Below are 24111 nucleotides of genomic sequence, written 5' to 3'. Positions count from 1 at the left end.
AGACCCCTCCGCCCGCTCGACGGGACTACTTCTGTTCGTAGGTGCCGACGAGGGTCGCACGGGCGATGGCGTGCGAGAACAGGTTGAAGCCCAGATAGGCCGGGGTCGCGTCCGCGCCGACGCCCAGCGATTCGACATCCACGGCGTGCACCACGATGAAGTAGCGGTGGTAGCCGTGTCCGGGCGGCGGGCCGGCGCCGACGAATCCGGCGAAGCCGCCGTCGTTGCGCAACTGCACCGCACCGCTGGGCAGTGCGCCGCCTTCGCTGCCCTCACCGGCGCTGCCCGCACCGGATTCCAGCGAGGTCACCGACGCCGGGATGTCGGCCACGGCCCAGTGCCAGAAGCCGGAGCCGGTCGGTGCGTCGGGGTCGTAGACGGTGACTGTGAAACTCTTGGTCTCCGCCGGGAATCCGCTCCACGACAACTGCGGGGAGATATCCCGGCCGCCCGCCCCGAACACCCCACTGACCTGCTCGTTACCCAGCGGCTGTCCGTCGGTGACATCGGTGGAGGTGAGGGTGAACTCGGGCAGCTGCGGCAATGCCGCATAGGGATTGTAGGAATAGTCGGGCACGAGGACCGTCCTTTCTGCTAGTCGAGCCGATCGTCAGCTGTGCAACAGGAAATGCTCCATGACGCGAGCGCCGAATTCCAGCGCCGCCACCGGCACCCGCTCGTCCACGCCGTGGAACAGCGCGGAGAAATCCAGGTCCGGCGGCAATTGCAGCGGCGCGAAGCCGAAACACCGAATTCCCAAGCGCGCGAACGCTTTCGCGTCCGTGCCACCGGACAGCATGTAGGGCACGGTGCGGCCGTCGGGGTCGTGGGCCAGGATCGCGTCGTTCATCGCATCGACCAGATGCCCGTCGAAGGTGGTTTCGTAGGAGTCGAGTTTGGTGATCCACTCCCGCTCCACATCCGGGCCGATCAGCTCGTCGACTTCGCGTTCGAAGGCCGCCTGCCGGCCGGGCACCACCCGGCAGTCCACGGTGGCCTCGGCGGTCTGCGGAATCACGTTCGCCTTGTAGCCGGCGCGCAGCATGGTCGGATTGGCGGTATCACGCAGGGTCGCGCCGATGATGCGCGAGATGGTGCCCAGTTTCGCGAGCTGCCCCTCGATATCCGGACTGTCCGGATCGAAGTCGATGCCGGTCTCCTCGCTGACCGCGGCCAGGAATTCGGCCACCGAATCCGACAGCACCAGTGGGAAGGTGTGCTTACCCAGCCGCGCCACCGCCTCGGCCAGAATCGTCACCGCGTTGTCGTCGTGCAGGAACGAACCGTGGCCCGCGCGGGCCTTGGCGCGCAACCGCATCCAGCCCAGACCCTTCTCCGCGGTCTCTACCAGATACAGCCGCCGCTCGGTGCCGTCGCGGCGCGGCACGGTCAGCGAGAACCCGCCGACCTCACCGACCGCCTCGGTGACTCCCTCGAACAGATCCGGCCGGTTGTCGGCCAGCCACTGCGAGCCCCACTTGCCACCGTTCTCCTCGTCGGCGAGGAACGCGAACACCAGATCGCGCGGCGGGACCGTGCCCTCGATCTTGAACTGGCGGGCGACCGCCAGCATCATGCCGACCATATCCTTCATGTCGATCGCGCCGCGGCCCCACACGTAGCCGTCGCGGATCGCACCCGAGAACGGATGCACACTCCAGTCCGCGGCCTCGGCCGGCACCACGTCCAGATGCCCGTGGATCATCAGCGCACCGCGGCTGGGATCGGCTCCGGGCAAGCGCGCGAACACATTTGCGCGCCCCGGCGCGCCCGACTCCACGTACTCGGTGGTGTATCCGGCCTGCTGCAGTTGATCGGCCACCCACTGCGCACATTCGCGTTCACCCTTGGTGGTTTCCAGCACCCCGGTGTTGGAGGTGTCGAAACGGATCAGCGTGCTGACCAACTCGACCACTTCGGCTTCCGCCCGGGAGCGGGACTCGCGCTGTACACCTGTCACGCCCCTTTCCTACCACGCGCCGCGCCGAGGCGAATGACGCCCGACCCGGCCGGACCCGCGGAACCCCGCATCGACGTGCGACTCCGCACCCTCACATCGCAGCGGGCTCCCGGCGCCTGCTCGGACAACGCCGACCACGTTGTGATCTCGCTGATCGAATTGTCCGGCCGGGGCGTCGCCGGAGATCGGCGGTCCGTCCCCACGGTGCCGTCGGCTCGGCGCGGCTCGGCTGGGGCTCGGCGAGATTCTTCACATATCGGACGCGCGGATTCCGGTAGTGACACTTATCATTCCGGCATGCGCCGTTATAGGTGGCTTCGGGCCGCGGTGTGCTCGGTCGTGTTGATCGCCTGTGGCTGTGTCGGCGCGGTGGAACGCGACGCCTTCGAACAGCAGATCCGTGCTCGGGGCGGCGGCCTCGTCGACGGGCTGCCCGCCGCGGCATTCGAGTCGTTGCGAAACCGGCTGGGCACCGGCGACATTCAGGCCACTGTGGTGATGGTCGTCGCTCCCGAGTCGACGCAGTTCCGGCTGGTCCTGGCCGATCAGCCCGAGCAGGTGACCCGATTCCTGGCCGACCACGACGATCTGAGCACCCGCGAACCGGTCGTCCACCTGCGCGTCCGAACCCCGCAGCGGCCCCGCGAACTCGATGATTACGCCTATCGCCTCGGCGCCGTGAGCGCACCGCGGCCGGTCCGCGTCTCGGCCTTCGACGACCTGGACGGCGAGGTTTTCACCTTCGGCGAAGTACCCGGCCTCACCAGGCTCGAGTCGATCGTCGACACCGCCCGCGCGCGCAGCGCTCTCACCGACGGTGTCGTCCCGGTGATCGTCGTGAGCCGATTCGGACGCGACATCCGCATCGTCGCCGACGTGACGTCCGCACGGTCGGACATGATCGCCGAATTCGATTCCGCCGGTTCGTTTCTCCGTATCCGGCAGGTGTGAACAGTGCCCAGGCCGCTCATGTCCGCACTCGGCGTCGGTATCGGCGCCGGAAGTATCGTCAGCTTCGTGCTGCCGCTGGCGATCTGGCCAGGAGAAGCCCGGCTCACGGCGCCGCTGTTCTGCCGGGCCCCCTACCTGGATCCGATGGTGGTGTCGGACACCTTCCACGATTCGGAGGGCACGTCGGTGAACTACACCCTCTACTGCGTGAGCGAGCGCGGCGCACTGACCGACGAAGGATTCGTGCTGCCGTTCCTGACACTGTTCGCGGCGCATATCGTCCTGGTCACCGCCCTCGTCCTCGTGGCGACGGTGTGGGCGCGCAGGCCGTCGGACACTCCGGCGGAGACCGGCGCCGTGGAACTGTGACGGCCGAGTAGCGCGGCCCACGCAGGAGCTCTAACCGCTCGAGGCGACGGTGTTCAGCTCGGGTGGCTGTCCGGCCGCCGTTACCGTCGCGTTCTCGCGCCAACCGGGTGGGCCGAAGACGTAACCCAGCCGTCCGCGCCAGGTGTGGGCGTCGCGCACGTCACGCACCAGAGCCGCGAATTCGTGATAGTTGACCTTCAGCGGATTTCCGGTGCCGATGTCGTGGGTGAGCCCGTAGCGGATGGGTTCGGATTCGGCGGCGAAACTGCCGAACATGCGGTCCCAGACGATGAACACGCCGCCGTAGTTGGTGTCGAGGTAGGGCTGGTTGGAACCGTGGTGCACGCGGTGATGGGCCGGGGTGTTGAACACGAATTCGACCGGGCGCCACAGGGTTCGGACGCGCTGGGTGTGGATCGGGAATTGATAGAGCAGCCCGAGGGTGTTGAGCAGGAAGATCATCCACGCGGGGAAACCCAGCAGTGCGGCCGGCACCCACGCCAGGCTGCGCGTCATCGACGCGATCGGGTTGAGCCAGGGCAACCGGATCGCGGTCGTCAGATTGAAGTGCGTGCTCGAGTGGTGCACCGAATGCGCCGTCCACAGCAACCGGATGCGGTGATCGGCCCGGTGCGCCCAGTAATAGCAGAAATCGGTGACCACCAGCCCCAGCAGCCAGACCCACCAGTCGCGCGGCGACAGATGCAGCGGTGTCCACGAGGCGGCCAGCACGATGGTGGAGAACGGCAGCACGTACTGGAGCAGGGGCTTGGTGAGCTGGCCGATGGCGTAGGTGGCCCAGTTGGTGGCCGCCTCGCGCCCGTACCGGCCACTGGGTGCGCGCTCGGGATCGCGGCGCGCGTCCCACCACTCCACACCCATCATCGCGATGAAGGCCGGCACCGCGTACAGCGCCAGGTCCGCATTGTTCATCCGAACTCCTGTCCCGATCCGTGATCCGGCCGCCCGCGGGAACCCGAGCGTCGTCGCGCGCGGCGTGCCACAGCGACGGTAACGCCGCCGACCAGCGCGAACATCGGGCCCGAGAGGGACCGCGGATCCCCCGGCCGAGGGACTCGCCGTCCCGCTGCGCGCCGGTATCGTCGCGGTGTGTTGTGGGAGCGAGCGGTGTCGCCGAGCCCGTGGGCGCTGCTGCGGCGTAGGCCACGGCAGCCGGGGGACGACAGCGCGGCGGGGCCGCCGGGCGGCGAACTGCGGGCGGTTCGCCGGTCACTGACCAGGCAATCGGTGGCGGTCGCGGTGGTCGCGGCGCTGGTGGACGCGGTCGTCTTCGCGCTGTCCGGCATCTTCGCGGTGGCGCCCGGCCCGGCGGGCGCGGTCCTGGTGGCCATCGTGGCGGCCGATCTGGCTTTCGCCGCGCCACCGGCAACGGCCGCGGTCGTCGCCGTGCTCCAGGTCGCGATCCGGCTGGCGGTCACGGTGCTGCTGCACCGGCACGGCTTGCCCGTCCGCGTGGCCGACGTCGGCTTCCTGGTCGCCGGCTATCGCGCGGGCGCCTGGTTGTCGGGCCGGGCGTCGCTGATCACGGTGCCCGTGCTGGTACTGGGTGCCTGCGGTGCGCCGCTGATCGCGGGCGGCGCGCCGTCGGCGGACTGGCGTCTGCTGCTCACCTCGGCGATCTCCGGTGGCGTCGTGCCGTGGCTGGTCGGCCGTTACACCGCGGGTCGCGGCGCCTACATCGCAGCACTGGAGCAGCGCGAACGGCTCGCCCGCCAGCAGCAACGGACCGCGCTGGAACGGGCGCTCACCGACGAACGCGAGGCGATCGCCCGCGACCTGCACGACGTCATCTCCCATCACGTCAGCGCGATCGGCATCCACGCCGGCGCGGCGCGTTTGGCGCTGCACGGAAGTGGCGCCGCCACCGCTGCGGCGACACGCTCACTGTCGGCGGTGGAATCGGAGAGCCGCGCGGCGATGGTGGATCTGCGCCGTCAGCTCGATCTGCTGCACGGCCGCGAGGACGCCGCCCGCCAGCCCGGGATGGCCGATATCGATGATCTGGTCGACCGCGTGCGGGGCGCGGGTCTGGATCTGACCGTCACCACCAGCGGCGGCGAACTACCCCGTTCGCTCGACATCACCGTCTACCGGATCGTCCAGGAACTGCTCACCAACGCCCTGCGCCACGGCGCCGGCAGTGCGCGGCTGACGGTACGCAACGGCGGCACCGCGGTCGAGATCGAACAGTCCAATCCGCTTGCCGGAGAAGAGGATTCGAACGTGTCCGCACCTTGCGGAACGGCGGTGCGGGCGCCGGGTCCGCTCGATTCGGCAGCGACTCCGCACGCGACCGTTCGCGCCACCACACCGGCCACGGCCAGGTTCCGTTCCGGCCGGCGGGCTCCGTCGCGAGAACGCGGGCCCGCCGCCCGGCCGGGCGGTGCCGCGCCGGAGGCGGCCACGGGCGTGCATCGGGGACTCGACGGCATCCGCCGGCGCGCGGAGCTCTTCGGCGGCAGCGTGGACCACGGCGTCGCCGACGGCCACTGGCGCGTCCTCGTCCGGCTCCCGGGCGGGCGGTCGTGACAGGCCCGGTCCGGGTCCTCATCGCCGACGACCACGCGATGTTCCGATCCGGACTGCGCGCCGTTCTCGATGCGGCCCCGGACCTCGAATGCGTCGGCGAGGCGGGCGACGGCCGCACCGCCGTCGCCGAGACCGCGCGGCTGCGGCCCGACGTGGCGATCCTCGACATCCGGATGCCGAAACTCGACGGTCTGGCGGCCACCGGGGCCATCGTGGCCGCCGGCGGCACTCGCGTGCTGGTCCTGACCACCTACGACAGCGAGGCGAGCCTGGCGCGCGCCCTCCAGGCCGGTGCCAGCGGATTCCTGCTCAAGACGCTGCCGCCGGAGGAGCTGATCGCGGCGATCCGGGTGGCGGTGCGCGGTGACGCGATCATCGATCCGTCGATGACGCGCCGCCTGGCCGCCCGCCTCGCCGACACCCTGGCTCCGGCGCCGCCGCCCGATCACGCCCTGACCGCCCGGGAACAGCAGGTTCTCGTCCTGCTCGCCGATGCCCGCAGCAACAGCGAAATCGCGGCCGCGCTGGGCGTCGGCGAGGAGACCGTGAAAACCCACGTATCCCGGATTCTGGCGAAACTGCAAGTGCGCGACCGCATTCAGGCCGTCGTGTACGCCTACCGGAACGGCCTGGTGCGAGCGGCGGGCCGCTAGCCGTCCGCCGAGCACCCCGCCGACGTGGGCGAATCGCGGCAAATTTCCCGCATCTCGGGTATCCGAACCCCCGGCAGCGCCGTCGAACCGGGATTATCCTCGCGGTGTGTCGACCCATCACCGGGCTGCCGGTGATGTTCAATCGGTGCCGTTGAGGTTCCAGCGAACGAGTGAAAGGTTAGAGACATGGCACTTCCCACCATGACCGCCGAGCAACGCTCCGAAGCGCTGGCCAAGGCGGCCGCGGTCCGTAAGGCGCGGTCGGAACTGATCGAGCAGATTCGCAAGGGCTCGGTCTCGTTGGCCCAGGTGCTCGAGCGTGCCGACAAAGAGGACTTGGTCAAGAAGACGAAGGTCGCCGCGGTCATCAAGGCCCTGCCAGGTATCGGGCCGGTCAAGGCGGCAAAGCTGATGGACGAAGCCGATATTCCGGTCGACCGCCGTATCGGCGGCCTGGGGTCCCGTCAGCGTGCCGCACTGCTCGAGGCGTTGACGAACTAGCCCTCCCGAAGGCGGCGCTCAGCAGTCACTCGCGAGTCCGGGACCTGCACGGACACCCGTGATTTGGACCTCGCGGAGAGATCCGTTAACCTTGCTGAGCACCACCGGTCCGGGTGGCGGAATGGCAGACGCGCTAGCTTGAGGTGCTAGTGCCCTATTAACGGGCGTGGGGGTTCAAGTCCCCCTCCGGACACTGTATGTAACTCGGAGTTACAGATAACCCCCGGCTTCGGCTGGGGGTTATCTGTTTCCCGTGATTCTATCGAGTCGGACCGACTCCGTGGGAGGATCCGCTCATCTCGTGGCCTGCTGTCGCTATCGCGTGGGCTCGGTGTCGTCGCGGTGTTCGTCCCCATCGGGCAGGTCCGCGACCGCCGCGGTCACCGTCGGATACAGCCCGACCGGCGTCGCCTGCGCTTGCGCGGTGCCCAGCGCGTCACCGAACTGGCCGATCGAGCGGGCGATCCGGAAGTCGATGTGGCGCCGGCCCAGATCGTCGCGCAGGTCTGCCAGCATCGCCGCGGCCGTGACGTCGATGCTCGGCGAGGTCTCGGCATCGAGCACGACCAGCCGGGTCCGGTCGGTGCACAACTGCTCGATACGCCCGCGCACATAGTCGGCGTTGGCGAAGAACAGGCCCGACTCGACCCGCACGACCACCAGATCCGGGCGCTGGGTCAACTCGGGATGCCGGTCCGCGTCCAGCCACAGCGTGCCCGACCGCACCACCGGCACTACATGGGGGCGGGACGTGCGATACACCAACAGCAGCATGGAGATGCCGATGCCGATCAGCAGGCCGGGCAGCGTATCGAACAGCAGGACGCCGATCATCGCCGCGAGGGCGGCGGCGAAGTCGGCGCGGGCGGCCTTGCCGTAGATTCCGCCGAGTCGCTGCGTCCACACCCGATACAGCCGCCGCAGCGCCGCGAAGTCGACCAGTTCGATCACCGCCGCGATCACCACACCCGCCAGCGTCGCCTCGGGCAGGTTCTCGAACAGACCGGTGAGGAACAGCAGGGTCAGCACCGTCAGCGCCGCCACCACCAGCCCACTACCCTGCGATTTGGCCCCTGCCGAGCCGTTGACGGCGGTTTTGGACAGGCTCCCGTTCACGACCATGCCCGACGCCAGCCCGGCGCCCAGATTCGCCGCGCCCAGTCCGAGCAGTTCGCGGTTGGCGTCGATCTGGTAACCCGCTTTGGCCGCATAGGTTTTCGCCGCGCCGAGGCCCTCGGCGAAGCCGATCAACAGCACCCCGACCGCGGGGCCCAGCAGATCGATGTAGTCGCCGATATCGAGCCCGTCCGGAAGCCCCAGCGCCGGCAGGCCCGAATCGATGTGGCCGACGATGGCGACGCCCCGCTCGTCCAGATCGAACACCGCGACCGCGCCGATTCCGGCCAGCACGGCGAGCAGCGAGCCGGGTACCAGGGGCAGCCAGCGCTTCACCACCAGCACGATCGCCAGGCTCACGCACCCGACCACCACGGTCCGCCATTGCGCATCGCCGAGATGGCGCAGCACACCCCAGGCTTGTTCGAAGAAATTGCCCTCGTGCTTGGGGATGCCGAGCAGTTTCGGCACCTGGCCGATGATGATCGTCAACGCCAGCCCGATGATGAAACCCTTCAGCACCGGTTCGGAGATGAACGCCGCGACGAAGCCGAGCCGGATCGCGCCCGCGATCAGGCCCACGATTCCGGTGGCGACGGCGAGCCCCGCCGACAACGCGATATAGCGGCCGCCGTCGGCACCCGCCATCGGCGTCACGATCGCCGCCGACAATGCCGCGGTCGCCGACATGGGCCCCACCACCAGATGCCGGGAGCTGCCCGCCAGGGCGTACAGCACGAGCGACGGCACGGCCGCGTAGAGACCCACCACCGGCGGCACACCCGCGATCGACGCGTAGGCGAGCCCTTCCGGCACCAGAACCGCCCACACGGTGAGTCCGGCGACGACGTCGGCACGCAACCATTGCGGGCGATATCCCGCCAAGGACTCGAATATCACCCAGCGTGCCGCCACCTGTCCTCCACCGTCCACAGGACCGGTCTCCCGATCAGAGACCGTCGTTGCCGCCCGGCAGCGAAGCTAACGACGGTGGCGGCGGGCCCGCGTCACACGTTGCGGGTGAATTCCCGGTAGGCGCTCATACCTTCCTGCCGACCGCGCCGTACAGCGACACCTTCTTGTCGTGGTCGGCGGGATGTTCGATGCCCTCCTGCCGCCACCGGTGGATCACCTCGACACCCGGCTCGACGAGTTCGAGGCCGTCGAAGAAGCGGGCGACCTCGGCGCGGCTGCGCGGGCGCACCGGAATGCCCTGATCCGAATACACCTGCAGCAGGCGGCCCATCCCGCCGGGATCGTCGGCGCCGTCGTCGAAATCCGTGGTGACATGGCTCATCGCGAGATACGAGCCGGGAGCCAGTGCGTCCATCAGCGTCTTCACCATGGCGTAGACGTCACCGGGGACGAAATGGACCACCGCCATCAGCGAAATCGCCACCGGCTGCGACAGATCCAGGGTGTCGCGAAGTTCGCGGGAGCCCAGGATCGCCTCGGGGTTCGCTGCGTCGGCCTGCACGTAGGTGGTGCGGCCTTCCGGCGCGCTCACCAGCAGGGCCCGCGCGTGCGCGAGCACGATCGGATCGTTGTCGACGTACACCACCCGCGATTCGCATGCCTGTTCCTGCGCGACCTGGTGCAGGTTGGGTTCGGTCGGGATACCGGTGCCGATGTCGAGGAACTGGCGAACGCCCTGCTCGGCGAGATAACGCGTCGCGGTCCGCATGAATTCGCGGTTGGTGCGTGCGGTCAAGCGAACCGCCGGAAAGTTCGCGAGAGCGGCCTCGGCGGCGCGGCGGTCGGCCTCGTAGTGGTCCTTGCCGCCGAGAAAATAGTCGTACATACGGGCGGGGTGTGCCACATCGGTGCGCAGGTCGACCGGATGATCGGACACGGGACGGCTCCTCGCAGGTTGGGAACGTATCGCCGATATATAGCGCATACGGGCCAATTCGGCAGCGGGACGGCGCAATTCGTACGCGATCAGGCCGGGGCGGAGTCGTCGGGCGGGAGCCGGGGCGACGACGGATCCGGCACGGCGTCGTGCGCCGGGCCGATGCGCGGGTCGGCGAAGATCTCGGCGCTATCCGAGACGGTCGCCGCCCGCGTCGCGGCCGCATCGCTCACCCGCAGCGCGTACAGATGCTGGTCCGGGTCCACCGCGACGAGGCCGTAGTCGAGGTCGACCTCGGCCTCGGTGAGGTGCAGTTCGCGCAGCGCCGCCGCCAATGTGGGGTCGGCGGCGAGCCGGACGGTGAGCAGCGGCATGGTTCCACGCTACGCGCGGATCTCGGTGTTCTTCAGCTCCGCCAGCAGGGCGGCGGCGTCGGCCACACCGAATCCGTAGTCGTAGTCGAATCCGCCGGGCCGCGCGGTCGCGGTGCGCCGCAACAGATCTCGCAGCTGCGCCGGGGCCAGTTCGCTCGCCGGGTAGACGGTCCGGATCGCCGCGACCAGTCCCGCGGCGACCGGGCAGGCGGCCGACGTGCCGGTATCGGGTTCCTTCGCGCCGAACACCGTGGACCCGAGGAAGTGGGTGTAGCCGCAGATGTCGGGTTTGCGATCGGACAGCCGGCCCGGGCCCTGCGACGAATAGCCGACGCGCTGCCCCTTGGTGTCCGCGCCGCCGATGCTCAGCACGCTCGGATGCGAGTTCGCGCCGCCGATCGGCCGATCCCGGTAGGCGCACCGCGAATCGGGGCAGTCGCGGCCGCAGTTGCCGGCGGCGAACAGGATGTCGGCGCCGTCCGATTCGAGCGAGCCGACGATCACGTTGAACGGATGGGACGGATTGTCGGAGTAGTTGCCGGGCTGCCCCACCGGGAAGTCCCAGTCCGGTGAGAACGCGCCCCAGCTGTTGCTGATCACCAGCGTGCGGGTGGCCTCCGGCTGATCGGTGAGCACGGTGCGCAGATGGGCGTAGGCGGCCAGCGCGTCCGAGAGCAGCCCGTCCATCGTGGAGCCGCCACGAGTCCTGCTCTGCAGCACCGGAATATCGAGCAGGGTGGCGTTCGGCGCGCCGATCAGGGTGTCGAACGCGCACATCGATCCGTGGTCGACCGGGAACTGTCCGGCCGTGCCGCTGACCCCCGGTGGGTTCCAGCTGCGCGCCGCGTCGACGGTCACCGGTCCGCCGCGCGCCTGCTCGACGCGGGCGGCGTTGATCCCGGTGTCGACGATCGCCACCGTGACGGATTTTCCGTCCATTCCCGCGGCGGCCAGATCGCCGGTGTGCAACAGAGTCTGGACGTCGTGCCAGGTGCCGACCGCCGGATCGCCGCCGCAGGTGAGGTTCGTCTCGATCCGCGGGTCGGCGAAAACACCTGCCACGCCGCGGGTTCCGGTCAGCCGCGCCACCGTGGCGTCGAGGTCGCCGTCGGGGATCTGCCCACGCACCACCACCGAACCCGCGCCCGCCTCTTCGGCGGCCACCGTCTCCGGGACGGCCAGCGGGGCGAAGTCGTGGTCGAGGTCGAATCCGGGCAAATCCCCGGCGACATCGGTGGGGGCCACCGCGACGGCCGGATCGGCAACTGCGGCAATCAGATCGGCGGAGGGACGGAGTTGGATGAGTGCGCGCATACCTGCCATCCTGCCGCCAATTGCCGCGGATTTCCCGCCTATCGCCCGAACGGATTGCCCCCCGGCTCAGTGCGCGGCCGACACCACGTCCACGAGGGCTTGCACGGCACGGGCGCAGTCGTCGCGGGTGTAGCCGAGCCGACGCACCTCGCGGGCATCCGGTTCGTAGGCAAGGGTGTTGCCGCGGCCCTGGATGATCGAGGCGTCCGGCTGCAATCGATGCTGCTCGTCACGTTCGGCGATGATTCGCCCGCCGCCGGCGGCATCGACGAGCATCTGGAAGAACTCCCGATAGGACAGGTTCTGATCACCGACGAGATAGGCCGCACCCGGCTCACCTCGTATCAGCGCGCCCCGAATCGCTTGGGCGAGTGAGGCGGCGGACATGTAGTTGGTGCCGCCGGGCGGTGCGAAATCGGGGATGTCGGGTTCGTTCCCGGCCGCCCAGGAGACCATGCGCCGGTAGCGGCGAGCCGACGGTCCCGGCACGGCGCCGATGATCGACGGCGGATTGAGCGTGCACGCGGCGAACGAGTCGTCGGCGAGCGCACGGACGCCCTCGTCGGCGGCCTTGCGGGCCGCGATGTACGCGTTGTGCTCGGCGAGGTCGGGGCGCAGCTGGTGGTAGTAGCTGCCGACCTGCACGAAGCGCGGTACGCCGGCCTCTTTGGCCAGTGCCGCGAAACGGGGTACGCCGACGCTCTGGGTGGTCTCCCAGAAGTGCCGGGTGTCGTCCTCGGGCGTCTTGTGCCGCACGTCCTGTCCCGCGGCGAACACGATGCCGTCGAAGTGTTCCAGTTGTGCGGGGGTGAAGGTGGGTACCGTGTAATCGCCGGCCAGCAGCGGAAATTCGGCGACCGGTGAATCGGCCGATATCGCGCCGCGACCCGCGACGGTGACGTCGTCACCGTGCTCGCGCAGGTGCAGCGCGGCATGCACGCCGATCATGCCGGTGCCGCCGACGATCAGGATCTTCATGGCCAGACATCTCTCGCTAGGGGACGGGGACGATCGCTTCCGGTCGCTCGTCAGCGTGGCCGGGGAACCCGCTTGTCGATGAACAAACCCTCCACCGAGACGCAGAGATCGCCGTCGTCGGTGTGGATGGCGCCGACCGAATTGATCTTGCGGCCGTCCTCCGACACCATCCGGCCGCTGACCGTGAGCGGCGCGAACAGAGGAGTCGGGCGGTGATATCGCACATTCAGTTGCGCCGTCGCGCCGCTGCGCCCCGACCAGGCGTTCGCCACCCCGAGCGTGTGGTCGAGCAGCAGCGCCGCCACTCCCCCGTGCACATGTCCCGGCGGTCCCTGATACGGAAGCGTCAGGGTCACGACACCGTCCACCGAACCGTCCGCACGGCCGGTGAGCGCGAGAGGCGGTGCGATCGCATTCTCCGGACCGGTGACCGGGTCGTGGCGGGTGACACCCTCACCTCGCCACATATCGGTCAGCCGTTCCGCGACCACCGGGGCGTGCTGTTCGAGGTGGTCGGCGATGCTGTCGAGTTCCTCGGCGACCCGGTCGAGATTCGCATTCGCCCGATCGGTGCGCAGCAGCGCGTCGATCACCCGTCGCGCCGCGGCCGTCGCGCGGTCGACCGGGACATCCTGCTGCTCCGAGGTCAGGACGATGTCGGCAGGCGAATGGCCTGCTGTGGGAACGCTTTCCGGCTCGGGCTCGGTCGACGTCATCGAATCCATCGCGGTTCTCCTCTGCCGTTCGCGGGTGTCGCGATACGTCGTTCGCACGGTAGCGGTGTCGACCGGCCCGGTGACCGGCGAGGTCCCACCTACCGGAAAATGCTGTTCCCGCGCCGGGTTCAGCGGCGAGGATGGGGACGTGGAATCGGACCGACTCGCCATCACCACACTCACGGCACGATATGCGCGCGCCGTCGACCGCCGGGACGGCGCGGCGCTCACCGCGCTGTTCACGCCCGACGCGGTCCTCGTGCTACCGCCCGTACTGAGCGGGACGGAGACGACCGTCGAGCTGGCAGGCAGGCAGCAGGTGGTCTCGTCGGTGATGGACGCGGTGTCCCGGTTCGTGCTCACCCGCCACGTCGTGGAACAGCATGTGCTCGAGCCGGTTTCGCCCGATCGCGTGCGGGGTGAGGTCTACTGCACGGCACACCACATCTCTCGGCGTGACGACGGCTACCGGGACCGGCGGGTCGCCATCCGCTACCAGGACACTTTCGCCCGCACCGGGGAGATCTGGTTGTTCTCGCGGCGGGAACTGGTGGTCGACTTCATCGAGAACGTCGCGGTTCGCGTGCCGGCCTAACCGCGGCCTGCGTTGCGGGCGGTCCCGCGGTGGGCGGGCACGGTGGTGGGGTCTTCCGGCCACGCGTGTTTGGGGTAGCGGCCGCGCAGATCCGCGCGGACGCGAGGCCAGCCGGTGCGCCAGAACGAGGCGAGGTCCGCGGTCACCGCGACCGGGCGCTGAGCGGGTGAGAGCAGATGCAGCACGATCGGGACGCGACCGTCGGCCAGGCGCGGCGCGTCCGTCCAGCTGAAGATCTCCTGCACCTTGATCGCCAGCACCGGCGGATCGGCGGAATAGTCGATCCGGGGGCGGCTGCCGGACGGGACCGGCACACGTTCCGGTGCCAGTTCGTCCATGCGGGCCGCATCCGGCCAGGGCAGCAAGCGACGCAAGGCTTGTCCGGTGTCGATGCGTGCGAGATCGGCGCGACGGCGCGCGCCCGCGAGTTCGGGGCCGAGCCAGGTGTCGGCGGCGGCGAGCAGTGCCTCGTCGTCGACCGCCGGCCACGGGTCGCCGAGGGTGCGGTGCAGGAAGTCGAGGCGCTGACGCAGGGCGGTCGCCTCGGGTGGCCACGACAGCAGGCCGAGTCCGGACGAGGTCAGCCCGCGGCGCACGGCCGCGGCGAGCAAGCTCGGGTCCGGGTCGCGAAGAGCCTTCTCCGACAAGGTGATCGCACCCAGCCGTTCGATGCGCCGCGCCACCACATCGCCGTCGACCCACTCCACCTCGTCGACGGTCGTCAGCAGATCCGAGGCGGCGCGGCGAGCGAGGCGTTCGTCCGCGACCGCGGCCAGCCGGATGCGGCCCTCGGAACGACCGGGGTCGCGGGTGGCCACGCCGACCGCCAGCCATTCCGGATCGCCGGTTCCGGAGCCCGGCGGCAGCGTGACCGCGGTGCCGCCGGCCATGAGATAGCTCGCCGAGCCCGGGGCGCGCCGCCGCGCGAGCCGTTCCGGATATGCCAGCGCCACCACGTAAGCGGGATCGTCGGCACCCTCCGGCCCGTCGACCGTCCGGGCCAGCCGCTCGGCCTCGCGTCGCCAGCGCGCCGGCCGCTCGCGGCGGAGCCGGCGCAGGCCGGCCGTGAGATCGACACCCGAGATCACGGTGTCGTCGTCGAGGACGGCGACGACTTCCGCGGCCGTCCGTCCTCCCACCTCGGCCGCCCCGTCGAGCAGCGCGCGTGCCAGTCGCGGGTGCAGCCCGATGCGGGCCATGCGCCGCCCGCGTTCGGTCACCGCGCCGTCGGCGGTCACGGCTCCCAACGCGTGCAGCACATTCCGGCCCGCGCTCAGCCCACCGGCCGGCGGCGGATCCCACCAGTTGAGCCCCTGCCCGTCCGCCGTGCCCCAGCAGGCCAGTTCCAAGGCCAGCCGGGTCAGGTCCGCGGTGCGGATCTCCGGCTCGGGATAGGCGGGCAGGGTGGCGTGCTCGTGTTCCGGCCAGCATCGCCACACCCGGCCCGGTGCCTCGCGCCCTGCCCGCCCGGCTCGTTGGTCGGCGACGGCCGCCGAGACACGGACCGTGGCGAGTCCGGACAACCCACGCGCTCGATCGATGCGTGGCACTCGAGCCAGGCCCGAATCGACCACGGCACGCACGCCGGGCACCGTCAGGCTCGACTCCGCCACCGCCGTGGCGAGCACCACGCGCCGCCGCGGTCCGGGACGCAACGCCGTGTCCTGGCTCGCCGCGCTCAGTCTGCCGTGCAGCGCGACGATATCCACCTCGTCCTGATCGTTCAGAAGTGCCGCTACTCTTCGGATTTCGGCCGCACCGGGCAGGAAGACCAGGATGTCGCCCGCGGTGTCGGCCAGTGCGGTTCGGGTGGCGCGTGCGACCTGTGCGTCGATTCGCTCCCGGGGCAAGGGCGGGACGTAGGTCGTGTCCACAGGGAAGGTCCGCGCTTCGACCCGCACCACCGCAGCCGCGTCGTCGGCGCTCAACAGTGCCGAAAGTCGTTCGGCGGCAACGGTGGCCGAGGTGGCGAGGACACGCAGGTCCGGCCGCAATCCGGCCCGGGCGTCCAGCAACAGCGCCAGCAGCAGATCCGCGTCCAGATGGCGCTCGTGGCATTCGTCGAGCACGACCACGTCGACGCCCGCCAACTCCGGATCGTCCTGCAGGCGGCGCACCAGCAAGCCGGAGGTCACGACCTCGACGCGGGTCCGCCGCCCGACTCGTCGATCCCCGCGGACCGAGTAGCCCACGGTTTCTCCCACCTGCTCGCCGAGCAGCGCGGCCATCCGCCCGGCCGCGGCCCTGGCAGCCAGCCGCCGTGGCTCGGCCACGAGCACCCGACCGGAATTGTGCTGCGCCAGCGCCAACGGCACCAGCGTCGTCTTCCCGGTGCCCGGCGGCGCGACCAGGACCGCGGTCTGCCGGTCGGCCAACGTCGCGACGAGATGATCGAGGACGGCCCGGACCGGCAGATCGGGAAGTTCGAGCCCGGTCACCGCAGCCCCAGCGTGCGCATCGCGGCCGCTCGGGCGGCCCCGCGGTCGGTCTTGCCGCCCGGGCCGAGGCGGAGCCGGTCCACCACCACGACATATTCGGGCGTGTATTCCTTGGTGACCCCGCGAGATTCGAGCCGGCTCGACAGGGCCGCCGCGTCCAGGGTCGCCCCGGCGGCGAGAACGACCACGGCACAGACGCGTTCGCCGTAGACGTCGTCGGGAACACCGACGACGGCCACGTCGGTGACCGACTCGTGTTCGCGCACGAGTTCCTCGATTTCGGTGATCGATACGTTCTTGCCGCCCCGGATGACGAAATCCGATGTCCGTCCGACCACCCGCACCCGGTCGGTCTCGTCGATCTCCACGATGTCGCCGAGCAGTGTCCATCCGTCGGGCGTGTGCAGCTCGGCATCGGCGGCCGGATCGTCCCAATAGCCCGCCGAGACCAGCGGCCCGCGCACCGCCGGCCGGCCGCGACGGACCTCACCTTCTACGTCGGTGCCGGCCTCGTCGAGCACGCGGACGTTCATCGTGGGGAGCGTGCGGCCGCAGGTGCGCAGCCTGGTGTGGGTGTCGTCGTCGAGGGTGGTCCGGCTCACCGCGCCGCTCTCGTTGGAGCCGTAGAACTGCAGGACCTTGGCGCCGGTTCGTTCCTCGAAGGCGTGGGCGTCGCGATACGGCACGGGCTCCCCGCCGGTGTACAGCACCCGCAGGCTGGACGTGTCACGGCGTTCGAGCGCTCCCGAACGTAACAACATCTTGAATTGCGTACTGACACAGCACAATACGGTGACCCGGTCGCGCTCGATGAGCATCGCGGTCTCCTCGGCGTCGAAGCGGGCGGTGACGACGGCCGGGATGCCGAGCAGTACGGGCAGGAAATGCGCCGACCACAAACCGAATCCGTACGGCGCCGGAACCACCGAGCAGATGACGTCCCGCGCTCCGATCCGGGCGCCCAGCATCGCCTCGCGCGCGAAGGCCGTCCATCGTCTTTCGGTGTGCGCGACGATCTTCGGCGTTCCGGTCGTCCCCGAGGTCGAGTTGAGAACGGAAACTTCCGACGGCGTGAAAGGCGCACCGCCAGTATGGTTCTCGTGCCTCTGCTGCGCGCCGATGCGATGGTGTGCGAGGGCGCCCGACTGCTCGTCGACCACCAGGACGTCGCCCGGCATCACACCCTCGGCCTCCACTTCCCGGACCAGCGTCTGCCAGGTTCTGCCGCGAATCTCGGGCACGGTGATCAGTGTCGACGCGCCGGTGCGGCGCATCACGTGCGCGATCTCGCGCACGCCCGACCGCACTCCGACAGCCGCGGCGATTCGCCCCGCGCGCGAACATCCGCACAGCCCCGCGTGGACGGCGGCGGTATCGGGCAACAGCAATGCGACCCGCGACCGCGGACCGCCGGCAGTAGCGCGCACCCCGTCGCGGATCGTGTCCGCCCACCGGTCGTATTCGCTCCAGGTGGTCGATCCGCCGACGGTGACGAACGCCGTGTGATGCGGGATGCGCCGCGCCCAGATGCGAACGATGTCGCCGATCGAGTGATCCCCGTAGGACTCCGGAGCCGTCGCGAAGCTGCCCGGGACGATCGACTCCGCCGCGCGGTTCCCCATGACCACCTCACTCACCTACCGCCACCGATGCCGCGTCCCCAACCGTAGCCACCGCGCTCCGGCGCGCCGCGCAGCGGTCAGAAGATCGCGACCGGGGCGACCGGACTCCCGGTGGCGCCGACGAAGGGTTCCGGCATCGCCGACAGCAGGAATTCGTAGCGGCCCTCCTCGGCGCACACCCGTGACAGGTCCTCGAGATTCCAGTTCTGTCCTTGCAGCATGCCCATTTCGACCAGGTGCAGGGCATGGACCGCCAGCCACGGCCCGTCCGCCTCGGGCGGGCAGATCTCGAAGGTCAGCGTATCGGTGGCGACGGCGGCGACGTCGCGGGCGTGGAACCATTCCGGGCAGCGCACCGACAACCCCGGTGACGGCGTTCCGTAGCCCTCGCGGTCACCGTCGAGGTAGAGCCGCATCTGCCCGGTGCGCACGAGCACCACATCTCCGGGCCGGACGCGCACGTGGGCCAGCGCCGCGGCGGCGTCGAGATCCTCCGGTGAAACGGCGTGATCGGCGGCCAGTCGATCGACGCCGCGGGCGTGCGCGACGTCGAGCAGCACGCCGCGCGACACCAGGTGCGGCACCTTCTCGATACCGCTGAACCGCGCGCCGCGGTGGGCGGTGATCGAGTCGGCGGGACGGCCGTTGTAGAGCCGCCCGGCATAGGAGACATGTCCCAGGCCGTCCCAGTGCGTGCCCGCCTGCAATCCCATGGTGATCGAATCATCGCTGGTCGCAATCGTGCCGGGGCCGAACATCTCCCAGTTCAGGGCGACCATGGTGTGCAGCGGATTCACGCGCCCGGGCACGAGCCCGGTCTGCACGCCGCGCTGGTGCAGCGGCAGTGCCAGCCCGACTCGGCGGCCCGTGCGCACCGTCGCCGCGGCCGCCCGCACCACCTCGTCGGTGACGAGGTTCAGGGTGCCGATTTCGTCGTCGGCGCCCCAACGCCCCCAGTTGTTCACCCGCGCCGCGATCTCACGAAAGACAGACATGTCCGGCATGTGCGCACGGTACCGGCGGTCCCGTGGGTTGCCAATCCGCAACTCCCACTGAGCGAAACGTCGATCCCGGTGGTGCGGCGGTCGACGGGTGCCCGCGGTTCGACGTCGGTGCGATGGGCTATGGTGTGTGGCGATGTCTACCGGGACGGCTTCGCGCCACACACGGATGGGTTACCCGGTGCTCTTCTGAGCGCCGTGCGGGCCGGTACGGGCCCGCGTATCGATCGGGCCCGCCGTGGTGTCTCCCGAGCTCCGCCTTCGTCGTGTTGATCACCGAAAATCAACTACGACAGAAGGATTCGACGATGACTGCAACGCACGGTATGTCGGTCGACGTGCAGACACCCGACGGTGTCGCCGACGCCTACCTCACCTCCCCCGCCGACGGCGACGCCCATCCGGGCGTGCTGGTGATTCAGGACGGTTTCGGGCTGCGGCCCAGCCTGCGGGCGCTGGCCGACCGGATCGCCGCCCACGGCTACACCGTCCTGCTTCCCAACGCCTACTACCGTCACGGGCGCGCACCGGTGATCGAGTTGCCGGACTTCATCGACCCGGCGCAGCGACCCGAGATCTTCCAGCGGGTCTTCCCGATGATCCGCGACCTGACACCGGAGCGCTGGCGCTCCGATGCGGGCGCCTACCTCGACTGGCTCGCGGCGTCGCCGAAGGTCACCGCGGGCAAGGCCGGCGTCACCGGCTATTGCATGGGCGCCCGCGTGGCCGTGCTGACCGCCGCCATGTTCCCCGATCGGGTCGCGGCGACGGCCGGATTCCACGGCGGACCGCTCGTCACCGACACCGCGGACAGTCCGCACCGCAGCGTCGGAAACATCACGGGCGAACTGTATTTCGCCCACGCCGGCGAGGACGACCACATGACGGCCGAACACATCGGCGCGTTCGACAAGGCGCTCGCCGACGCCGGGGTTCGCCACCGCACCGAGGTCTACGCGGGCGCCCACCACGGGTTCACCCAGGCCGACACCTCCGCCTACGACCCCGAAGCCGCCGAACGGCACTATCGCGAACTCCTGGACCTGTTCGACCGCACCCTGCGCCCGTAGGTCGGGGCGCCGGGCACGGCCCCGCGACCGGGCACGACGTCGGATCGATAGGGCCGGGGCGGCCGGGCTCGGTCGTGCGGCGGCGACGCCGACTACACCGAGCCCGGCTGTCGCCGTCCACGAACCTGACGACTACTTGGGTGCGACCAGCTCCAGGGCGATATTGTCCGGATCCCGGAACTCCAGTATGTAACTGACACCGATGTCCTTGATGTCCTCATGCGCGACCCCGCACGCGTCCAGATGCGCTGCGGCGGCTTCCAATTCGGCGAGCGAGGCAACCGGGAAAGCGAGATGGTCGAGACCGACACGATTCTCGTCGAACCGATCGTTGCCCACGGGCCGCAGCCCGAGCAACCCGTGTTCCATCCGGTAGATCACCCCGCCGTAGAGAAAACCGAGGCGCTCGAGCGTCTCCTGATCCGCGTCGGCCGGAACCTCCAACGCCACAGGCCAACCGAAAACTTTCTCGTAGAAGGCCCGCGACCGGCCGATATCGCACACCGTGAGACGGACATGAGCAATGGATCCCGTAGCAATCGCCATATCGAACATGCTTGCATGCCATTTCCCTACCCGCAGGTTCCCAGCAAACGACCGGCCTGCGACGCCTCGGCCTCGTCGTCCAGCCTTGCGGCATCCACGTCCACCACATACGGGCACACCGTCGATCGGGCGTTGCCCGCCGCCGTGACCTGCTCCGGGCATGACTGACAGCTGGAATAGTTTTCTCTATTCGCTATTTAGCTATAGTGCTAAATTGTAACCATGACCGAGTTCGGGCCTGAAGAGGAAACCGGAGTGTTCCGCGCGCTGGCCGACCCCACGCGCCGGCAGATCCTGGAGGATCTGCGCTCCGGCGAGTTGAGCGCAGGGGATATCGCCGCCAAGTTTCCGATCAGTGGTCCGTCGATCTCCCGGCATCTGGGCGTACTCAAGGCAGCCGGGCTCGTCCGAGAGCGACGAGCCGGCAATCGAATCTTCTACTCCCTTGTCGAGGAACGACTGGCCCTGTGTGTCGGCAGGTTTCTGAGCGCGATCTGCCCGGAGCAGGTCATCGTCAGACAGCGCAGACCGCGAACCACCGAGAACAAGGGAACCTGATGAGACCTCCGCGGATGTCCAGCGTCGTCGAGCGACGCCTTCTTGTGAACTACCGCGTCGCCCCTGAGGCTGCTGCGAGCTTGGTGCCGCCGCCGATGCGACCTCAATTGGTTGGAGGTTGGGCGGTTGCCGGCATCTGCCTGATCCGCCTCGGGCAGTTCCGACCCAGTGGGCTACCCGGCTGGGTCGGGCTGCGCAGCGAGAACGCGGCACATCGCATCGCGGTTGAGTGGGATGGTCCGCAGGGACGCTCGACCGGTGTGTACATCTCACGTCGCGACAGCGGGTCGGTGATCAATGTCCTTGCCGGAGGCCGACTGTTTCCGGGGGAGCACAGCCTGGCGCGGTTCGACGTGCGGGAGACGACGCAGGACCTGCATGTTGCCTTCGCCAGTCATGACCAGACCCTCTCCGTGAGTGTGAACGTCCGGACCGCCGAGCGGTTCCAGGGAAGCGAACTGTTCGCCGATCTGGAGCAGGCATCGGACTTCTTTCGGCATGGCTCGGCAGGATTCTCGGCCACGCGCGGCGGTCAATGCCTCGATGGGCTCGAACTCCAGACGAACTCGTGGCACGTCGAGCCGGTCGAGGTCCAATCGGTTCGGTCCACGGTCTTCGACGACCGGGACCGGTTCCCGCCCGGCACCGCAGTGCTCGACTGCGCCTTACTCATGCGCCAGGTGCCGGTGTCCTGGCGTCCCCTTCCGTCCCTGCGGGTCGATGTCGACTCCGTGCCTGCGAGCCGATAGCGATCGGCCCATCGCCCTCAGATATCGGGGTACTGCGTGTGGAGGTCGCCGTCGAACAGTCGCCAGTAGAAGGCGTTCATCTTCGCGGCGGCGGGTGCGTGCCGGGTCAAGATCGCGGCGACCGGTGGTGGCACATCATCCGGGATGTGCCCAGCGGCGCAGTGGATTACGTACTCGTTGCGGGCGACCGGCCCGCCCGTGGGCGATGTCGGTACCCCGCAGACATCGGTCACCAGCCAGTTGACCAGTCGCATGGCGGCGTAGGCGGCATCGTGCGTGGCGTGTTGTTCGGCGAAGTCGCGCTCGGCGGGCGACAGGTCGAATGTCGGCGATGTGCCCAGCCCGAAGTCGGTGAGGTAGATCCGCGCCATGTCGGTGCGCATGTTGCCGAAGTGTCCGTCCATGTGCAGCAACTCCCGGTTTCGCAACAGCGTCACGATCTCTGCGAGTTGTTGCTCGACGGCGCAGGCCTTACCGGCGGGGTCCTCGCGCAGCCAGTCGGCTATGGGGTGGTGAATGTATTCGCAGAACAGCACGAGACTGCACGGTGCGGCGGCCAGCGCTTCGAGGCGAGCTCGCACGGCCGGGCTGCCGCCCTGGGCGGTGACTACGGTGTCGATGTCGGCGTGTTCGGCTGCGACCGGCGACCGGCCGGGGAGCACCCGCCAGTGGTAGAGGATCGGAAACGATTGGGTCTCACCGGCCAGAACGGCGTCGGTGACGATGATGTTGGCGGCCAGTTCTCGCCATGCGTTGAAACTCGGGCCGCCGATGCCGTACTGGCAGTACAGCGGCAGGTCGAACAGGTTCGCCGTAGAGCGAGGGTCGGCAAGCTCCCTGTCGGTCAGCGGGATTCGCTTGGTGAACACCGGCACGCTGTCGACGTCGACAAGCGCCGCGCCACCACCCACGCCCACGCTGATGACTCGGCCGGTGCCAACCAACTCGGTGAGCTCTGAATCGGTGTAAGACGCCAGGATTGCCGAGATTCTTTGGTGGCGGGCAGTTCTGGCAGTTGTCATCGCACGATTGTGTCAGCGACCGGGCTGCGCGAGGCGAGGGTGCCGTTCCGGGCAGCATTCGATGCCACCGCCGGTCAGGCCGTGGCTTCGGTGGTTCGACTGTGCAGCAAGGCCAGCAGTTGGTTGGTGTGGCCGGGTAGCTCCACGTCGGTCAGGCCGATGATCAGATCCCGTAGGGGCAGTGGCTGATCGACCAGTACGGCGTCGTTGGAGAGTAGGCGGGTGGGAACCAGGGTGTCGAGTTCGGTTTCGCTGAGAGCGGGGCCGGAGAGGCTGCAGAGGACCTTGGCCTGCTGGTGCAGGCGGTCACGTAGACCGGCGCTGCCGCCGGCCAACTCTACGACACGGTCGATGGTCCAGATGTCGAGGGCAATGCGGTTGTCGTAGGTGGTGTGCTCGCCGGCGGCGACGGCTGACGCGGCGGCGATGGTGGCGGCGGTGACCAGGCAGACGTGCCCCAGGATCCGATCAGCGTTCCATTCGCCTGGCGCGAGGGCGATCGTCTGATCCGAATCGGCCACGGTGCCAGCGGCTTCCAGAAGCGTGCGGTAGGCGTCGTTCAGCGCAGTGGTGTCGAGCATTGCGTGTCCTCGGTTTTCGTGAGGGGGGTGGCGGCGTTGAAAATTATGCAGGTATTTGCCTGCCTAATTCAACCTGCCTGCGCCTCCCCACGCTGGGGACTGCTGGACCGGCTGAGCGGGAACCGGCATCCACACTGCGCTGATCGGATCGCAGGACTCAGCCGGCGGGTTCCGACTCACGCAAAGTGACGGTGCGGTCGGCGGTCTTCAACCTCAGTGTCGCGCCGTCGAGTCTCCATGCCGGGCTTGCCTCCAGGAGTGAGGTCGCCCATTCGTCCGCGCCGGCGCGGTCGCCCACGCAGGCCATGCGGGTGCCGGCGAGGGGGCCGGTGCGGAGGGTGTCACCGGTCAGGTCGGCGGAGCCCATGAGAGTGTTGCAGCCGGCGGTGGCGCTGAGGCGGCCCTCGGTGAAGGCCAGGCGGAGGGGGCCGTCACCAGGGATTCGCGGGCCCTGAACGTCGGTGGAGACGTAGGTGTGGCCGACAGGGGTCGCGGGCGTGGAATCCGTTGGGGTGGAATCGTTTCCGGAGGAGCAGGCGACGCCGGCCGCCAGTACTGCCAGGATCGGAACGATTCGCAGGACATTCGCCGACAT

The 24111-nt window shown here is 69.2% G+C and carries 25 protein-coding genes and 1 tRNA gene; 10 read left to right on the top strand and 16 right to left on the bottom strand.

The annotated features are described in order from the left end of the window. Positions 1-25: 25 nt before the first annotated feature. Positions 26-577, bottom strand: coding sequence for a YbhB/YbcL family Raf kinase inhibitor-like protein (locus NMI01S_RS12015; RefSeq protein ID WP_062996600.1), 552 nt, complete (start codon positions 575-577; stop codon positions 26-28). Between the two features lie 33 nt (positions 578-610). Further along, complete coding sequence (locus NMI01S_RS12010; RefSeq protein WP_062996598.1) at positions 611-1960, bottom strand: M20/M25/M40 family metallo-hydrolase; 1350 nt, start codon at positions 1958-1960, stop codon at positions 611-613. A gap of 297 nt (positions 1961-2257) precedes the next feature. Between NMI01S_RS12010 and NMI01S_RS12005 the strand changes: the two genes are divergently transcribed. Continuing rightward, positions 2258-2911: a hypothetical protein gene (locus tag NMI01S_RS12005; RefSeq protein WP_157126142.1), complete on the top strand. Its 654-nt coding sequence runs from the start codon at positions 2258-2260 to the stop codon at positions 2909-2911. Positions 2912-2914: 3 nt separating this feature from the next. After that, positions 2915-3280, top strand: coding sequence for a hypothetical protein (locus NMI01S_RS12000; RefSeq protein ID WP_157126141.1), 366 nt, complete (start codon positions 2915-2917; stop codon positions 3278-3280). A 30-nt stretch (positions 3281-3310) separates the two neighbouring features. Here NMI01S_RS12000 and NMI01S_RS11995 read toward each other — a convergent pair whose 3' ends face one another. Next, positions 3311-4213, bottom strand: a complete 903-nt coding sequence (locus NMI01S_RS11995) for a sterol desaturase family protein (RefSeq protein WP_062996592.1) — start codon at positions 4211-4213, stop codon at positions 3311-3313. 177 nt (positions 4214-4390) lie between these two features. Between NMI01S_RS11995 and NMI01S_RS11990 the strand changes: the two genes are divergently transcribed. The 4 genes from NMI01S_RS11990 (at position 4391) to NMI01S_RS11975 (ending at position 7177) form a co-directional block, all read left to right on the top strand. Then, positions 4391-5830: a sensor histidine kinase gene (locus NMI01S_RS11990; protein ID WP_245716825.1), complete on the top strand. Its 1440-nt coding sequence runs from the start codon at positions 4391-4393 to the stop codon at positions 5828-5830. Then, positions 5827-6483, top strand: coding sequence for a response regulator (locus tag NMI01S_RS11985; RefSeq protein WP_084512877.1), 657 nt, complete (start codon positions 5827-5829; stop codon positions 6481-6483). Before NMI01S_RS11990 ends, NMI01S_RS11985 begins: the two co-directional genes overlap by 4 nt. Before the next feature lie 186 nt (positions 6484-6669). Beyond that, positions 6670-6984: an integration host factor, actinobacterial type gene (gene mihF / locus NMI01S_RS11980; RefSeq protein ID WP_030516894.1), complete on the top strand. Its 315-nt coding sequence runs from the start codon at positions 6670-6672 to the stop codon at positions 6982-6984. A 107-nt stretch (positions 6985-7091) separates the two neighbouring features. Next, positions 7092-7177: transfer RNA gene (locus NMI01S_RS11975), tRNA-Leu, on the top strand. A 122-nt stretch (positions 7178-7299) separates the two neighbouring features. On the opposite strand, the gene NMI01S_RS11970 is transcribed toward NMI01S_RS11975, so the two are convergent. The 6 genes from NMI01S_RS11970 to NMI01S_RS11945 form a co-directional block, all read right to left on the bottom strand. Beyond that, positions 7300-9015, bottom strand: coding sequence for a SulP family inorganic anion transporter (locus NMI01S_RS11970; RefSeq protein ID WP_245716824.1), 1716 nt, complete (start codon positions 9013-9015; stop codon positions 7300-7302). 124 nt (positions 9016-9139) lie between these two features. Further along, on the bottom strand, positions 9140-9952 hold the full coding sequence (locus tag NMI01S_RS11965; RefSeq protein WP_245716823.1) for an SAM-dependent methyltransferase: 813 nt from the start codon (positions 9950-9952) through the stop codon (positions 9140-9142). An 89-nt stretch (positions 9953-10041) separates the two neighbouring features. Beyond that, on the bottom strand, positions 10042-10326 hold the full coding sequence (locus NMI01S_RS11960) for a hypothetical protein (RefSeq protein WP_063920715.1): 285 nt from the start codon (positions 10324-10326) through the stop codon (positions 10042-10044). 9 nt (positions 10327-10335) lie between these two features. Continuing rightward, entirely contained in the window at positions 10336-11640 is a 1305-nt protein-coding gene (locus tag NMI01S_RS11955) for a S8 family serine peptidase (protein ID WP_062996586.1), read from the bottom strand. Between the two features lie 66 nt (positions 11641-11706). After that, positions 11707-12618: an NAD-dependent epimerase/dehydratase family protein gene (locus NMI01S_RS11950; RefSeq protein WP_062996584.1), complete on the bottom strand. Its 912-nt coding sequence runs from the start codon at positions 12616-12618 to the stop codon at positions 11707-11709. Between the two features lie 50 nt (positions 12619-12668). Beyond that, the gene (locus NMI01S_RS11945) at positions 12669-13334 is read right to left on the bottom strand and encodes a PaaI family thioesterase (RefSeq protein ID WP_062996993.1); all 666 of its coding nucleotides are present in this window, start codon (positions 13332-13334) and stop codon (positions 12669-12671) included. A 148-nt stretch (positions 13335-13482) separates the two neighbouring features. Here NMI01S_RS11945 and NMI01S_RS11940 point away from each other — a divergent pair, with 148 nt between their 5' ends. Further along, positions 13483-13929, top strand: coding sequence for a nuclear transport factor 2 family protein (locus tag NMI01S_RS11940; RefSeq protein ID WP_062996991.1), 447 nt, complete (start codon positions 13483-13485; stop codon positions 13927-13929). Here the strand turns inward: NMI01S_RS11940 and hrpB are convergent. The 3 genes from hrpB to NMI01S_RS11925 form a co-directional block, all read right to left on the bottom strand. After that, on the bottom strand, positions 13926-16367 hold the full coding sequence (gene hrpB, locus NMI01S_RS11935; RefSeq protein ID WP_062996582.1) for an ATP-dependent helicase HrpB: 2442 nt from the start codon (positions 16365-16367) through the stop codon (positions 13926-13928). The genes NMI01S_RS11940 and hrpB overlap by 4 nt on opposite strands. After that, entirely contained in the window at positions 16364-18004 is a 1641-nt protein-coding gene (locus NMI01S_RS11930; RefSeq protein ID WP_245716822.1) for a class I adenylate-forming enzyme family protein, read from the bottom strand. Before NMI01S_RS11930 ends, hrpB begins: the two co-directional genes overlap by 4 nt. Before the next feature lie 62 nt (positions 18005-18066). Continuing rightward, entirely contained in the window at positions 18067-18993 is a 927-nt protein-coding gene (locus NMI01S_RS11925; RefSeq protein ID WP_062996578.1) for a cyclase family protein, read from the bottom strand. A 305-nt stretch (positions 18994-19298) separates the two neighbouring features. Here NMI01S_RS11925 and NMI01S_RS11920 point away from each other — a divergent pair, with 305 nt between their 5' ends. Beyond that, on the top strand, positions 19299-20060 hold the full coding sequence (locus NMI01S_RS11920; RefSeq protein WP_062996989.1) for a dienelactone hydrolase family protein: 762 nt from the start codon (positions 19299-19301) through the stop codon (positions 20058-20060). Between the two features lie 132 nt (positions 20061-20192). Here NMI01S_RS11920 and NMI01S_RS11915 read toward each other — a convergent pair whose 3' ends face one another. Next, positions 20193-20606 (bottom strand): VOC family protein, encoded by a 414-nt coding sequence (locus NMI01S_RS11915; protein WP_062996575.1) that lies wholly within the window; start codon positions 20604-20606, stop codon positions 20193-20195. A gap of 222 nt (positions 20607-20828) precedes the next feature. On the opposite strand from NMI01S_RS11915, the gene NMI01S_RS11910 reads away from it, so the two are divergent. After that, entirely contained in the window at positions 20829-21164 is a 336-nt protein-coding gene (locus NMI01S_RS11910; RefSeq protein WP_062996573.1) for a metalloregulator ArsR/SmtB family transcription factor, read from the top strand. Positions 21165-21178: 14 nt separating this feature from the next. Further along, on the top strand, positions 21179-21913 hold the full coding sequence (locus tag NMI01S_RS11905) for a DUF2071 domain-containing protein (protein WP_245716821.1): 735 nt from the start codon (positions 21179-21181) through the stop codon (positions 21911-21913). A gap of 17 nt (positions 21914-21930) precedes the next feature. On the opposite strand, the gene NMI01S_RS11900 is transcribed toward NMI01S_RS11905, so the two are convergent. The 3 genes from NMI01S_RS11900 to NMI01S_RS11890 form a co-directional block, all read right to left on the bottom strand. Continuing rightward, the gene (locus NMI01S_RS11900; protein ID WP_062996569.1) at positions 21931-22935 is read right to left on the bottom strand and encodes a BUD32 family EKC/KEOPS complex subunit; all 1005 of its coding nucleotides are present in this window, start codon (positions 22933-22935) and stop codon (positions 21931-21933) included. A gap of 74 nt (positions 22936-23009) precedes the next feature. Further along, positions 23010-23516, bottom strand: coding sequence for a hypothetical protein (locus NMI01S_RS11895; RefSeq protein WP_062996567.1), 507 nt, complete (start codon positions 23514-23516; stop codon positions 23010-23012). Positions 23517-23673: 157 nt separating this feature from the next. Next, the gene (locus NMI01S_RS11890) at positions 23674-24111 is read right to left on the bottom strand and encodes an META domain-containing protein (RefSeq protein WP_084512875.1); all 438 of its coding nucleotides are present in this window, start codon (positions 24109-24111) and stop codon (positions 23674-23676) included.

The organism is Nocardia mikamii NBRC 108933 (assembly GCF_001613505.1).
Taxonomy (GTDB): domain Bacteria; phylum Actinomycetota; class Actinomycetes; order Mycobacteriales; family Mycobacteriaceae; genus Nocardia; species Nocardia mikamii.
This window is presented reverse-complemented; position numbering and strand designations above follow the sequence as displayed.

Excerpts from the sequence above, each read along its gene's own strand:
- NMI01S_RS11950 (WP_062996584.1), bottom strand. The coding sequence starts at position 12,618 with ATGAAGATCCTGATCGTCGGCGGCACCGGCATGATCGGCGTGCATGCC.
- NMI01S_RS11920 (WP_062996989.1), top strand. The coding sequence starts at position 19,299 with ATGACTGCAACGCACGGTATGTCGGTCGACGTGCAGACACCCGACGGT.
- mihF (WP_030516894.1), top strand. The coding sequence starts at position 6,670 with ATGGCACTTCCCACCATGACCGCCGAGCAACGCTCCGAAGCGCTGGCC.
- NMI01S_RS11955 (WP_062996586.1), bottom strand. The coding sequence starts at position 11,640 with ATGCGCGCACTCATCCAACTCCGTCCCTCCGCCGATCTGATTGCCGCA.
- NMI01S_RS11890 (WP_084512875.1), bottom strand. The coding sequence starts at position 24,111 with ATGTCGGCGAATGTCCTGCGAATCGTTCCGATCCTGGCAGTACTGGCG.
- NMI01S_RS11960 (WP_063920715.1), bottom strand. The coding sequence starts at position 10,326 with ATGCCGCTGCTCACCGTCCGGCTCGCCGCCGACCCCACATTGGCGGCG.
- NMI01S_RS11910 (WP_062996573.1), top strand. The coding sequence starts at position 20,829 with ATGACCGAGTTCGGGCCTGAAGAGGAAACCGGAGTGTTCCGCGCGCTG.
- NMI01S_RS11895 (WP_062996567.1), bottom strand. The coding sequence starts at position 23,516 with ATGCTCGACACCACTGCGCTGAACGACGCCTACCGCACGCTTCTGGAA.
- NMI01S_RS11905 (WP_245716821.1), top strand. The coding sequence starts at position 21,179 with ATGTCCAGCGTCGTCGAGCGACGCCTTCTTGTGAACTACCGCGTCGCC.
- NMI01S_RS11915 (WP_062996575.1), bottom strand. The coding sequence starts at position 20,606 with ATGGCGATTGCTACGGGATCCATTGCTCATGTCCGTCTCACGGTGTGC.
- NMI01S_RS12005 (WP_157126142.1), top strand. The coding sequence starts at position 2,258 with ATGCGCCGTTATAGGTGGCTTCGGGCCGCGGTGTGCTCGGTCGTGTTG.
- NMI01S_RS11925 (WP_062996578.1), bottom strand. The coding sequence starts at position 18,993 with ATGCCGGACATGTCTGTCTTTCGTGAGATCGCGGCGCGGGTGAACAAC.
- NMI01S_RS11995 (WP_062996592.1), bottom strand. The coding sequence starts at position 4,213 with ATGAACAATGCGGACCTGGCGCTGTACGCGGTGCCGGCCTTCATCGCG.
- NMI01S_RS11945 (WP_062996993.1), bottom strand. The coding sequence starts at position 13,334 with ATGACGTCGACCGAGCCCGAGCCGGAAAGCGTTCCCACAGCAGGCCAT.
- NMI01S_RS11900 (WP_062996569.1), bottom strand. The coding sequence starts at position 22,935 with ATGACAACTGCCAGAACTGCCCGCCACCAAAGAATCTCGGCAATCCTG.